At 68.8% G+C, this 13,175-nt stretch carries 7 protein-coding genes; 4 read left to right on the top strand and 3 right to left on the bottom strand.

Translation table 11 applies throughout. The features are described 5' to 3' along the window. Window positions 1–3,459 precede the first annotated feature (3,459 nt). On the top strand, window positions 3,460–4,134 hold the full coding sequence (locus ACFQ87_RS32385) for an ATP-binding protein (RefSeq protein WP_380614437.1): 675 nt from the start codon (window positions 3,460–3,462) through the stop codon (window positions 4,132–4,134). Between the two features lie 206 nt (window positions 4,135–4,340). Beyond that, window positions 4,341–4,652: a hypothetical protein gene (locus ACFQ87_RS32380; protein WP_380614436.1), complete on the top strand. Its 312-nt coding sequence runs from the start codon at window positions 4,341–4,343 to the stop codon at window positions 4,650–4,652. Between the two features lie 156 nt (window positions 4,653–4,808). On the opposite strand, the gene ACFQ87_RS32375 is transcribed toward ACFQ87_RS32380, so the two are convergent. The 3 genes from ACFQ87_RS32375 to ACFQ87_RS32365 all read right to left on the bottom strand — a co-directional run bounded on the left by ACFQ87_RS32375 (window position 4,809) and on the right by ACFQ87_RS32365 (window position 7,775). Beyond that, window positions 4,809–4,940: a hypothetical protein gene (locus ACFQ87_RS32375; protein WP_380614435.1), complete on the bottom strand. Its 132-nt coding sequence runs from the start codon at window positions 4,938–4,940 to the stop codon at window positions 4,809–4,811. A gap of 640 nt (window positions 4,941–5,580) precedes the next feature. Continuing rightward, complete coding sequence (locus ACFQ87_RS32370; protein ID WP_380614434.1) at window positions 5,581–6,051, bottom strand: hypothetical protein; 471 nt, start codon at window positions 6,049–6,051, stop codon at window positions 5,581–5,583. A 338-nt stretch (window positions 6,052–6,389) separates the two neighbouring features. Next, window positions 6,390–7,775: an IS21 family transposase gene (locus tag ACFQ87_RS32365; protein WP_380614433.1), complete on the bottom strand. Its 1,386-nt coding sequence runs from the start codon at window positions 7,773–7,775 to the stop codon at window positions 6,390–6,392. Window positions 7,776–9,455: 1,680 nt separating this feature from the next. Between ACFQ87_RS32365 and ACFQ87_RS32360 the strand changes: the two genes are divergently transcribed. Then, window positions 9,456–10,208 carry an IPT/TIG domain-containing protein gene (locus ACFQ87_RS32360; protein WP_380614432.1) on the top strand — a complete coding sequence of 251 codons (753 nt, stop codon included), beginning with the start codon at window positions 9,456–9,458 and terminating at the stop codon, window positions 10,206–10,208. Window positions 10,209–12,580: 2,372 nt separating this feature from the next. Next, window positions 12,581–13,175: IPT/TIG domain-containing protein (locus ACFQ87_RS32355; RefSeq protein ID WP_380614431.1), on the top strand; the 595-nt coding region annotated here is incomplete at its 3' end.

Genomic DNA, 13,175 nt, shown 5'->3' with positions numbered 1-13,175 from the left:
TTCGCGTGTCTCGAAATCCTGCGACCCGAACCATGAACCGGTGTGTTCGCCCACTGGCCGACGATGAGCTGGCCGTGTGCGTCGGCTCATATGCCCGGGCGCATCTGGCCGGTACTCGGTTCAAGGTTTATGCGTTGCTCTCCCTGCGGCAGCGGTTCACCGAGTCGACTCCCGTCGCGCGAATCGCACGCGAGTGCAGGATAAAGGAGGACACGGCCCGCGAAGCGGTGGCCGAACTCCTGGTCCAGGGCTGGGTGAGCAGAAGACAGGGCGAGAAGAGGGGATACAGATACGTCGTCCACCCCATGCCCGTCCGCGTACCGAGCGGGCAGAGCGAGTCTCTCCCGAGCGGGCCCGTTCCCGCGCTGCAGTCCGCGGACGGGCCCGCAGGCGGCGGTGTCGAGGTCTTCGGCTCCGGACCGGACTCCCATCGCGGCGCCTCGCCCGGCGTGTGCCGGGAGGCCCCCGGTTCGGTGACAGCCGGCCCCCCCGGTTCGGTGACACTGAGCCCCCCCGGTCCGGTGACAGAAACACGATCCCCCCAACATGACGTGCTGAACATGCCGGCCGTCGTGGGTGGTTGTTCGTCGCGCGAACCGGAAACCGTGCGCCCGCGCGCGCGAGGACGCGCGGTGGGAGCCACGGGGGGCGAAGCAGGCCCGGCAGGGCACGGCAGACGGCGAACCGACCAGAAGATGATCCAGTCGATGACCAACGAGCAGAGGCGATGGGGACAGCAAGCCGCGTCGTCGGCTCTTGGGCGCCTGCCGAGGCAGCTGGTGGACCGGCTGACCGAGCGACAGCTCGACCTCCTCGCTCAGCACATTGTCGCAACATTCGCCGACTACAGCGCATCCCCTGAGGTCCATGGCGCCGTGATTCTCGAAGCTCTCGAGTCGGCGTGGGAGTTCGCGCGCCGCAGGGAGCCGGTCGGCGCTGTGCCGTGGTCTTCGGTGGTCTCCCCGCTTCCCTGGCTGATCAGGGTCGTCGACCGGGCAAGCGAGACGGTCACAGGGAGCAGGCCGGTCCGAAGCCCCGAGTGCGCACTCTGCCGCGGGCCGCTGGTCGTCCGCGACGCCGAGGACCCGGAAACCTGCCGATCCTGCGGTCCCGCCGCCGCCGCTGCCGCCTGCCGTCGGCTTCGGGAGCAGTGGGAGCTATCCGGTCACCAGCGGGACGCGCCGCCCCCGGGAGACCCGCCCGCGGCGCGGCCCGTGCCCGTTCACCGACGGAGTACGCCAACAGCCGCCCCGAGCGGACTCTCGGACCGGATGGCGACAGAGGGCGAAGAGTCGGAGGGAACCGTCCTTCGCCGGCGGCTTGCCGCTCGCCGACTTGAGCGGGAACAAGCCCGCGCCCGGGCCGGCGAGGATCTGGCGGCGGCCCGCACCGCCTTTGCCGGTCAGCCTCGCCAGGGCATCACCGAGGCCGCCCGTCAGGAGGGCACCGGTCGAGGAAGAGCCGACCAGGCGCGCGGGCACGGCACCGGGCTCCGCGACGTGCCGCTGGAGGCCGTCGCGGCGTCTGTTCCTGCTCCACGGCGGGAGGGCCGACCTGATGCGGGGAAGACCCGCGTGGTCGCCCCAGCGCGACCGGAACCTGCGAGATCGGGACCTGCGAGACGCCACCGTGGCACCCCTCGTCATGTCTGCCTTCCCGGTGGTCCGCCGGCTGCCCCCCTGGTGCCAAGGGCCGACCGGGCGCGGGGACCCGCGCGGGCGTCCCCGCGACCGGACCGGAGGCCGGAGCCTGCCGTGGGAGTCCGCCCTGGACATCGCCGATTGCAGGCCCGTCGCGGGCGCCGTCCCGGGTGTGCCACGAATGGTAGGCCGCCCGCGTTTGTCTGGAACTCAGTCCGTTCACCGCCAACGGGCATCGCTGCGCCGATCCATTGGCGCCCGGAAGGGGTATTGGCAGCACTTACTGAGGATGAAATCCTCCTGCACATCCGCTGCCCGCTCCGGTGCTGTCCGAGCTTGAGGTCGCGGTTTCCAGGGCGATCAAAGACTCGGCTGTTCACGTCAGTGTTAATATTACGGAACCCACTTGTGACCAGAAGAGTCCGCGACCCGACCCGGGCTATGTCAGCTCGTGCCCGAGAATTTCCCCGGGGCATCAGGAAAGGTCCGGTGCGCTCGACCCGGAGGATCGCGTCGAGGAGCGACTCCGAAGTCGTCGCGGGCAGATCGGCCGGCGGGCCGAGAGCCGACATCGTGATTGATCGACGAACCGCGCAGTGAGAACCCTGCGAGCCATCGGCCACGATGCCGATCACCGCCTATCGGCAACCATCTACCAAGCCGCATCGAACATGCCGTCCAATTTTCCGAGCGAGCAGTCCAGGATATGAAAATTGCCTGGCAGGAGGGGCTTCCGGTCCGGTCACACAGGCGTTTGTATTTCCGGTACGCTCGACCATACGGGTGAATCGACCGGTCAGGGGATTGCGGCTATTCCGGCTCGATGGGTAACTAGATGCATCCGAACCGGGTGGGGTCACCCATCCTCTCCGGGGATAAGCAGCTGCCGTGTCTACCAGCGCTTCTGGCTAGCGTCTCATCATTGAAGAGGCGTGTCGCCATCCCCCGGTTGAGGAATTGGATCCGCGGGCCGGTGCGATTCTTTTCGCACCGGCCCACAGCGGCTCACATGCCGCCTCCGCAACAGCCGGCAGCGGCTCTCTCTCCGGGCGGGCAGACGCGGGCATGCGTAGGCTGCTGGCCGGGTTCCGCCCTCGGCATCCGGCTGCCTGTCAGGCACGCGGCGGACGCGAGTAAGGCGCCGCGCCGGCGCTCCGGGATCACACTGACAGTCAGCGACCGGACGGCGAAATCGTTCTCGAGGATGCACATGCCGTCCCCGACCGGTCGCTGAGGACCTTCGATGCCGCAGCGGACGACGTCGTCCGCGGCGAAGGCCGCGGAGTCGTCATCCTGAGGCGCCTGAGCGAGGCGATTCTCAACGGTGACCGTGGTTCACGCGGTCATCCGGAGCTCGGCGGTGAATCAGGACGGTCGATCCCGCAATCGGGCTGGTCGAAGCCCACGGCGCGAGCAGTCCGCTGGGCGCCCCGTCGACGCAACGTCCGGCCGACTGGCCGCACGGCCCCCGGCTCCTCCTCGTCGGCCAGCCGTTTGGGAGGGACCGGCCCGGAAGGCGGTCGCGGGCCGGACGCCGTCCCGGCCATAACGCGCACAAGCGGAACGGCTGATTTCGGCCAGGTCGGTGCGGAATTCCATGAGCGAGTCGCCGGCCACCCTCGGACACCTGCAAGAAAACTTGCCCGAATAGTCCATCGAAGACCAGGATCAATGGCCCTGGCCGTCCGCCATTCGCAGCGAAACCCGGACTCGAGTGAACGATACAAGCCAAGTTCATTCCGCCGGATGCCCAGTGGCACGAACAACTCTTCTTACCTTCACACTAGGCGCCTGCATTACGTAAACACGCCCCCTTTTTTTGGAACAGTCGCTCCCCGCGGATAATCTATTTCTGATTTACTTCGACCAGCCCGGCGCCTGCTCGCCGGAGGGAATGGTCCTCATGCACCGGGCGCGGCCTGAGCCGCGAAGCCGCGAGCAGTCGTACCGGCAGCCGCTTCGGCTCGTGAGCCGAGAAGCGACCCCGCCGCTCACCGAGGAGGAGATTCCACTGACCACCGCAGAGATCAATGGACGGCCGACGGGAGTTCTCACCGAGGATGTCCTGAGCCACTGGGTCAGGGGCCGTCCGCTGACCTTCAGGCTGCCATCTCTCGGTCGCGCGGTACCGATCTCCCGGCGGCTGGCAGGGCTGTGGCTGGACGCCGAGGACGTTCGGGCCGGCCATGCCCGGGACGCGGCCTTGCTCGTGATCTCCGAACTGGTCACCAATGCCCTCGAGCACTCCAACAGTGCACACATCACCGGTTGGTTGCGCCGGACCGCGGACCGGCTCCTGCTGGAGGTCCGTGATCAGGGAAGGACTTCCACGGTGCCGCGGCTGCACCGCGCCACGCCGGACGAGGACCACGGCAGAGGCCTGGCGCTCGTTGCGGGCTACTCGCAGGAGTGGGGGATGCGGCTGAACACGGACGGCGGCTGCTCGGTGTGGGCTGCCGTCCCGCTGTCCGGTCGGAGCACTGCCGCGTGGTGACTGTTCAGGGGCGGTCGCCGGCCACGCGCCGCAGTTGCCGGTGCCCGGCCGGCAGGCGGTGCTCCGGGGCGCGACGCGGTGCTCCCTGACACCACCCGCCACCGGTTGCGTCCACCGGCGTGCGGGCGCCCGCGATCCGACCAGGCCGGACGGCAGATCGAGCGTCGAACTTCAATCATCCACCGCGCACATCGTGAGGAGAACCCATGCCCAGCTCAAGCACCGAGAGCCGTGAAGTCCTCAACAGCATCATCAACTCCGTGACGCAGCTCGACCGCGACGCCCTGCGTCGCCTCGATCCCGAACGGCTCAGCGCGCAGTTCGACGCGCGTCTGGAGCTCGAGGACTACTTCCACGCGCTTTGGGAGCATTTGAAGGCCAGTGGTGAGCGCCCGGCCATCCGCGCGGAATATCAGCCGCTTGCCGCTGTCCTCGATCTGCTCACGGGTCTGAGCGAAAATGCCATGTTCGCAGACTGCGCGAAACAGCGGGATCTGCACCATTTGCTCCAGCGGTGACAGGCTTGTCCGGAATCAGGTGTGAGGGGCTTCGCCCGGAGGGTGTTGCCGTCCGTGGCTGGTCGTCCGGCCCGACTGCTTCGGGGGTGTCATCGCGCCTCCTCGACCACGCGCGACCGCGGAGGTCACCGCTCTCGCGCCGTCCTTCCTTGCCGGTCACTGTGCCATGTGCGCGTTGCGGCGGTACGCGGGGTTGGCGAGTGCGCTGGTGACGGCGTCCGCCGGGGAGCGGGCCGACAGCCCGCGCAGGGCGACGACCGCGGGGCTGACCCCGATGAGACGAGTCATCCGGCCCGAACGTGGCTGTGGAACTGAAGCGCACGAAGGACACCGGGACCGCCGGGACTCCTGATCGCGCTCCTGCGGCGGTGTGCCGGCCCAGCGGTGGACCCGGCGCAGTGCCGCGGTGGTGATCTTGATGAGTCACTCGGCGTCGTCGAGCACGCTGCCGCCGAAGCCGACGAACACCGGTGGCGGCCCGGTCTCGAGGAACGCGAGCGGTTCCACGGGAGGCTGCCCAGGGGTGCGACGCCCTGGGAGGCGAGCAGGATGTCGGCGTCTTGGCGTGCCACCTGGAGAACGCGCTCGGCGTACCCGGGGATTTGGGGAGAACACCGTGCGGGTCAGCGCGGGCCTGCCTCGTAGGCCGGTTCCCCGGTAGGCACTACGCGCCTGGCGGGACGGGTGGCTTGGTGCCGACGCCCTCGCGTTGGCCCCGGCACCAGCCCGGCTGCGGGCGCCGCTGGCGCCCGCACCGATCGATCGGCGCCCGTCCACTGGGTGTCTGCTCACACTGCCGGCTCTGTCAGGGCGTTACCGTTCCGATCCGGCTCGCGGAGTTCTCGGTGAACCAGGGGTTGCCGTCGGATCCGGTGGTGCGGGCCCACACCCGAGCAGGTCGACAACGAGCACCGCGTACCGTGAGACCTCACACCTCGGCATACCGGACAACCTCCAGGGCGTCCGTCAACTCGGCCGCCACGGCGTCCTCACTGTTCAGCGCAGCGGCGGAATCGCCGATCGCGTTGGACATCGCCGCATGGATGCCGTCGGTCGCTGCGGCGATGATGTCCGCGTGGACCTGGGCCGGCTGGCAGAAGCAGGTGAGCCCCGCTCCGGCCAGGATGACGAGGGTGCGGAGGTTGTAGGTGCGAGCGTCGGCGGGGTCGCCGACGGAGTCGGCGTCGATGGCGGCCGCGTTGCTGTCGAGCGCGGCCGTGAGATCGGCGGCACACGTCGACACCTGGAGCCTGGGAGCTTCCGCGGCCCGCGCCGCGGGGGCGATGGCGAGGGCGACGCCGGATGCGACGGCTACGACGACGACGCCGGCGGCAAGGCGAGAACGGGTCATCCGAATCCCCTCCGAGAAGAAGCGTTCATGCTGGTGGGACGCCAGCATGAACGGAACGTAATTCACCGCCAAGGGCGGGCGGCAGGGCGCTCAGACCGGCAGAGCGATGCGAAGAATTGACGTTCCGGCAATCGAAGGCGAATTCAGTAGTCTTCATACAAGTTGGCGCTACTCCATCCGAGTCACTATAGGGAAGACCGGCATCCATGGCCTGGAAGGGCGGGATGGGGAATTCGGTTAGCGATTTCCGGCGTTTCACTTGTCGCTGGTCTGTGAAATTACCCGGCTCGGGTCAGCCGCCGCCGACCACACGCAGGACGGGGTGATGTCCGGTTCAGGTGCCTCGCCAGGTTGGTGTGGCTTCGCCGGTAGGGCATCGGATCATGTTATCGATGCATTGCGAGGTGGATCACGGTCTCTGAACCGACGGGTCCGTTGCCCTCGGTCGGTTCTTTCAGGATCCGATCGAGAACCCCCGTCCACCACCAGGATCGGCCGGGGCGCCCCGGCGAACCGTCAGCCTGTTGACCGGACTCTAATCCGTCCTCCTGACAGGCGTCCTGCCGGAGCGCTTCGGCCGCCGCGAGCGCTTCGGCGGACGGCGGGCTGTACATCTTGCTGTGGCAGGCCGGCCTCGATACCGGGAGCGGGCGTTCGAGGCCGATCCCGTGCCGGTGGCCGATGACCGACAGGCTGGCACCGTCGGGCGCCAATGAATGATGAACGATCACCCTTCCACGAGGAGTCGCGATCGCCAGAAGGGGATCACCGAGCCTTCGGCGCACTTCCACGGTGTGACCGTGCAGATGCCGTGGAACCGCGTAGAGGTTGCCCCGGTAGGACACCATGCTGTTGGCCGAGACCTCGCGAGCCACGCTGACCTTGGCAGGGTACGGGTCGTGGGGAAGGTCGAGCAGGACCGGCGCGGCGGGCACGGTGTACCCGTCGTGGCCGCTGCTCGCCGCGGCCCGGCGAGCGTCCATGAGCCTGGCCAGCCTGCCGAGGCTCTCCTGCGCCTCCAGCAGGCTGGTGTCCGCACCGATGGTCTGCCACCACAGGACGAGTGCTTGCCCGATCGCCTGGTCGCCGGCGTCCTGCCGCGCCGGACTGAGATCCGCGACAACACCGTAGTGCTTCGCAACCTTGCCCAGCGCCGTGGTCAATTTGCCGCCTCCCGGGCAGGGGATCGGCTGCGTCCGGTCGAAGCACCAACGCCAGCCGGTTCCGCCGAACTGGCGCAGGATCCGGTCGACGGAGTCGACCAGATGGCCGAGATCGATCTGCTCTGCGAGCACCGCGCTCCAGCGCTGGGAGTGGGTCAGGCGTCCCACCAGGATGCACGCATGAGTGCTGCCCCAGTCCGTCGGGGGGTCGGAGAGGACGAACCAGCGGAAGTGCACTTCCTCCCCGTTGTCCGGCCGGCCGGGACGGGTGCGAGGGGGGCGCCGGCACAGCGGGCACCGGGGACGCAGCTGATGGGTCCGCAGAGCGCGGGTGAAGGTCGAGTAGCCGCCGGTGTAGCCGAGATCGATGAGTTCGGCGAACAGCATGGATGCCTGAAAGTGGGCATCGTCCTGCAACCGCCGGCGGCAGTAGGGGATGAACCGCTCGAACTCGTCCCTGCCGGAGCTGCGGACTCCGACTGTGCGCTTCCCGCTCAGATAGGAGCTAACGGTCTTGCGGTCGCGGCCGAGGAGACGGGCGATTGCGGCGATCGACAACCCTCGGGATCGGAGGGCGCAGATGTTGATGTATTCCTCTCCGGTCAGCATTCCACTCCTAGCTAGCTTCGATATGACTTACAGCCCCCTCGTGGGGCCCATGGGAAGCCAGGAAATATACACGAATCCCGCGAGTGGGAGAAGAAAGGTTTCTGCAAGACATCACCGATTGCTGTGCAATTTGAGTGAGCGAATCACCCGGCCATCAATTGGCAAAGACCCCATGCGCCCCATGTCAAGTCGCACGCGGAGATCGGCCAAACAGTGGCCGGATCTCAGCCGTTGAGTTCTTAACAATTTTCACAAGTATGCAATGGAAGACGACTGGCATAGACCTCTGTGGGCGCGAGAGCAATCGCGGTTCTCCCCGGAATTTCAGGCCAAACATGCGTCAGGCCGCACGTCACAAAACTGTGCTCAGCGTGCCGGGGTTCGCATGGGCACGGATCCCCGACGGCCGCCCTGCCGGTACCGCCGCTCAGTGAATGTCGCTGGCATATGCCGGTGTGCATGCTCACCCGCGCGCCCCCCGTCTGCTCCCATGCTCGGCGCTGACCACGCCCGGTGTCAGCGACGGTTGACACTTCGTACGGTTCCGCGCCGCACACCAGAAGCGCACGCGGCCGCCAGGGGGCAACCCTCGGACAGCCCCGCCGGTCCGGCCAGGAGGAGCGCGCCCTGCGCTCCCGGGTGGAGATCCGCGTGCTCGGGCACCAGCGCCGCCCGTGCCGACGGGACCCGAACCACCCGTGTCCATGCCGGCGGCGATCGCGGCCACGTACGCGGACGAGGAGCCAGGAGCCGGAGGCTCGGAACGTCGGCTGCGCGAGATTTCCAACTCGACTGGGGACCCCGCCGCCGACGGCACAGCCACCAGGACGTCCTTCAGCAGGTGGGCGTCCGCACCCTCGGAGCGGAGGTCCTGCCGCGCGGTCATCTCGCATCACGCGCACGACGGTCAGTGTCCTGGTCGCCGGCTGCGCATCGCCCGCGTACGGCTCGACCACACTCTCGCGCAGCTGTATTCGGGCGAGGTCCGCTATCGGCGGGCGCGGCCGACGGCCTCGGCGAACGCGGCTCGGCGCTCGCGCAGCCGGTCGGTGCCGGCCAGCCTGCGCCCACAGCCGCTCCGGGCGCTCGGCGCCGGGCAGCAGCTCCGAGGCCGTGCGCGGGGTGGCGGTGAAGTACGGGCGGCGGGCGGCCGGGACCTGGTCGTCGCCGCGGACGGCGGCCCGGGCCTTGTTCAACCGACCGGGAGGGTGCCCTGGCTCCACCGGAGAGAGGTGAGAGCGGTCGCCGGAGACGGGCCACACTGCCAGCCGACACGTGCCGCCAATCGGGTGATGTGACGTCAAGTACCTTGCCCGCTTGTCACCTTAATGGGTTACTGGGAGCGTCCAATCCGGTGGGTCGCCCATCCTCTCCGGGGGAGTGGGGCGTCGGCCTGCCGTATGGCCGGTCACTACCGGTGGCGCCGTGGGCTCTCCTGGCAGGGGCGTGAACGATCCGCCCGCCACCGCGACCGGCGACAGTCATCCAGGACCGTCTCGCCCTCACGCCCGGAAAGCGGCCCGGCCACACCCGTGGACCGGCCGCCGGCGCCCGGTTCACCGCCTCGGCCGTCTTTTCGCCCTCGCCGGGGCCTGGTCCGACCCGCACCGTGCGTGGCCTGTGACCCTTCCTGAGCACGCACGGTGCGCGGTTCACCTCACCTCGTTCAAGGAGGCAGTCGTGCCCATCTCCCCCAACCAGGGATCGACCGGCGGCGGAACCACGGTGACCATCACCGGCAGCAACCTCGCTGGAGCCACGGCCGTGCACTTCGGCGCCAAGCTGGCCACCATCACCGCCAACACGGCCACCTCGGTCACCGTCACCTCGCCCTCCGGCAGCGGAGTGGTCCAGGTGGTCGTGACCACCCCGGGCGGTAGCAGCAACCCGCTGAACTTCTACTACGTCGGCGCGCCGTTCAAGGCCGCGCTCAGCGACACCTCCGGGCCGCTGGCGGGTGGCAACGTCATCACCATCACCGGCTCGGGGCTGTCGACCGCTACCGCCGTGCACTTCGGTACCAACACCGCCACGCCGACCGTCGTCAGCGACGGTGTGATCACCGTCACCGTGCCCGCGGGCGCGGCGGTCGGATCGGTCGGGGTGAGCGTGACCACCGCGGGCGGAACCAACAACGGCTTCACCTACACCTACGTGGACGTGCCCACCGTGACTGCGTTCACCCCCGGCTCGGGCCCGGCCTCCGGCGGCACCGCGGTGACCATCACCGGCACCTCCCTGAGCAGCACCCAGTCGGTCACCTTCGGCGGCCAGTCGGCCCCGTTCGTGGTCATCAGCGACACCACCATCACCGCCGTCGCGCCGCCCACCCTCGACGGTGCCCCCGGGCCCGCCAACATCACGGTCACCAACACGGCCGGCAGCGTGACCGCCGCGACCCCGTTCCAGTACCTCGCGAGCCCGGGGATCTGAGTCAGGAGTCAGGCGACTGACCACCTGAACCGCGTGGCCGACGAGGCCGTCTGCCCGGGCGGGACCGTCAATCGGTCTCGTCCGGGCAGATCCCGTCCCACCGCACCCGGCGCCCGATTCCTCGGCCGGCCCGGAAGAACGGGGTGGCCGCCTGATCGCGCGACACGAGCGACGCGATCGCCGGGTACGACCTTCGTCGCATCATGGAAGCGATCCGGTACGACGACCGCACCGGCGTCCCCGGTGCTACCTCCCGCACGACGTCGCTCCGTGGGAGAGCGTCTACGGATACTTCGCCGCCTGGCCGAAGGACGGGGACGTTCGCCAAGCTCAACGGCCCTCCGAGGCGCTTGGCGCGAGATCGGGCGTGATCCCCGAGCCGGGCGCCCGCGCGCTGGATTCCCAGAGCGTCAAGACGGTCCGTGCCGTGCGGGTGAAGGAGAGCGGGGACGGGGACGCGCACAAGGCCGCCGGCTTAGGCCCGCACCGCCGGGCGACAGGGCTGCGGGTCCTCACTGCGGCAGCGACCACCGTTGGTGTGGCAGGGCCCGTCGGTGAACCGGCTTATGGCGGTCGCGACTTGGATGGGACCGAGGGGCTGTCCTGGGTCGGCCTGCGGAGACTGCGGCGAAAGCCGGGTACAGCCACGTCAACGGCCCGGAGACCGCTGCTCGCCGTGGTCGCACGCGTAGGTCGGTGACTCGGCCGGTACCGGGCTGCTGAGGACTCTGACAGGGCCGTGAGACTGATCGACCCGGCCGGACCGTGAAACAGCGCGCGGACCGCCCAGGCCGCGGATCGCCGTGCGCCACGTGGGGCGCGACTCCAGAACTTCACTTCCCCGAGAGCGGAGAGGGCGTCCACTCCGGTGGGAGGCCTCGATCGTGCCCAGCCGCCGGGCCCCGGCTGGACGCTTCGCGCGGTGCGTCCCGGCCGGGATGAGCAATTCCGAACGGCAGAAGGTGGGGAATTCGTCCATCCGTGGCCGCTCCGTCTCTTGGACCGCGGGCAGGGAAGTCGCGATCTTGCCGGGTGAGGAATAAGCACGCAAATCCCGCGCAGAAAGGTCTGTTTTCGCTGATCAGCGTCGGTCGCACGCTATGGCACAGGCCATTTTTCCGGATTGCGGGAGATGGCCGGACACTGCGCCAAGCGGGTGAAAATCTGGTCGGAAGGCTTGTCACCGATTTCACTGCTCTGGATTACTTTTCTGTATCCAACCGGCGGGCCGCCCATCCCTCCCGGGGGAACGTGCAGCCGGCGCCCGCTGTGCATCAGGCGGCGGTGACGTGCGGCTCGCGATGGGCACCCCCGTGGAGGATCTGGATCCATCTGCCGGCGCCGTCTCAGCGGTGCCGGCAGATGCGGCGGCTTACATACGCCAGGAGGCGTCATGCAAGCAATCCAAAGGTTCCGAAGCGTGCTGGCCCGTGCGGCGACCGGGTGGTCTGCCGGCTCCTCTCCCTCGTACCGTCGAACGACGACCTCAGCGCTGTGCTGCTGGGGGCTTCTGCTGGGGTGGTACGTACCCACGGTGTTGGCAGGGAGTCAATCCGTGCGCGAACCGTCGACGACGGAAAGCGTGACCGCAGCCGCCTACGACCAGGTTTCCGAGCGGGACTCCTGCAGGATGCGCTCGAGCGAGTCCGTCCGTGGTAAACACAGGCGGCGCCGAGGGCGGATCGGCCGAGGACGGCGTTTCGGCCGCACAGACGGGCCTCCCGGCTCCAGCGACCCGGGCAAACGGCCGTGAACTCCTTCACAGGAACGAACAGGCCCTTTCGTGTCAGCCCACGTCGATCAACGACATTGCCGGCTACATGTCATGGCGTCAGACCATGTCGTACCTAGACCGCCTACGGGCCGGACAACGAAAGCGTCGGTCGGACAGGCGCTGTCGGGCCGGCCGCTCGGGCCCGATTCCGAGGCCCGCCGGTGAGGTTTCCCGGAATGAATCCGGCGACCTCTCCGAATCTGACCGGGATGCGCCCGCGTCGCTCGCGGACGTCTCGGACGCCGGGCCGATGGTCGTCACCGTACCCGGGACCGCCGATGCCCAGCACACCCACCACTGGTAGGACCCAGCGAGCGCACTCACCTGCGTCTCGCCGCCCGGACTCCGATGACCGACGGCCCACGCTCGCGCTCGACACGGCGGTCGGGAGTCGACACAAGCCCCGGTTCGGGCGGGGCTGTCCCACAGCCCAGCGGCTCACCACCCCTGACGAGCCCCGGTCGATGTTCCCTCCGTCGACCGGGGCTCCCCGTCTCGGCGCCCGTCGCGTCCCTGCGCAAATAGCCGACGCTGCAGGCGCCTTGCACACGCACGACATCCTTCGACTCGGAGACTGTACAACCCATGGGGGTAAGTCATGGTTGATCACAACATTCCGGTGCTTGCTTCGGTCAGTCCGGTGTCGGGGGCGGCGGGGTCGGTGGTGACGCTGACGGGCAGCGGGTTCACGGGGGCGACGGCGGTGCAGTTCGATGCCGTCGCCGCCTCGTCGTTCACGGTGGTCTCGGACTCACAGATCACCGCGACGGTACCGGCGGGCTCGGGCACGGTGCAGGTGACCGTGGTGGCGTCGTGGTGGGGGGCGACCAGTAACGGTGTCGCGTTCACGTACATGGTCGCCGCTCCGGTGATTGCCTCGGTCAGTCCGGTGTCGGGGGCGGCGGGGTCGGTGGTGACGCTGACGGGCAGCGGGTTCACGGGGGCGACGGCGGTGCGGTTCGGTGCCGTCGCCGTTACGGCGTTCTTGGTGCTGTCGGACACGCGGATCACTGCGACGGTGCCGGTGGGCTCGGGCACGGTGCAGGTGACGGTGACCACCCCCGGCGGCACCAGCAACGGTGTCGCGTTCACGTACATGGTCGCCGCTCCGGTGATTGCTTCGGTCAGTCCGGTGTCGGGGGCGGCGGGGTCGGTGGTGACGCTGACGGGCAGCGGGTTCACGGGGGCGACGG

The organism is Kitasatospora sp. NPDC056531 (assembly GCF_042794375.1).
Lineage (GTDB): Bacteria > Actinomycetota > Actinomycetes > Streptomycetales > Streptomycetaceae > Kitasatospora.
Note: the sequence above shows the minus strand (reverse complement) of the source record. Positions and strands in the feature narration are given on the sequence as shown.

Bases quoted from the DNA above. Each gene is read 5' to 3' on its own strand.
- ACFQ87_RS32380 (WP_380614436.1), top strand. From the start codon at position 4,341: ATGCCCAGCTCAAGCACCGAGAGCCGTGAAGTCCTCAACAGCATCATC.
- ACFQ87_RS32375 (WP_380614435.1), bottom strand. From the start codon at position 4,940: ATGACTCGTCTCATCGGGGTCAGCCCCGCGGTCGTCGCCCTGCGCGGG.
- ACFQ87_RS32370 (WP_380614434.1), bottom strand. From the start codon at position 6,051: ATGCTGGCGTCCCACCAGCATGAACGCTTCTTCTCGGAGGGGATTCGG.
- ACFQ87_RS32365 (WP_380614433.1), bottom strand. From the start codon at position 7,775: ATGCTGACCGGAGAGGAATACATCAACATCTGCGCCCTCCGATCCCGA.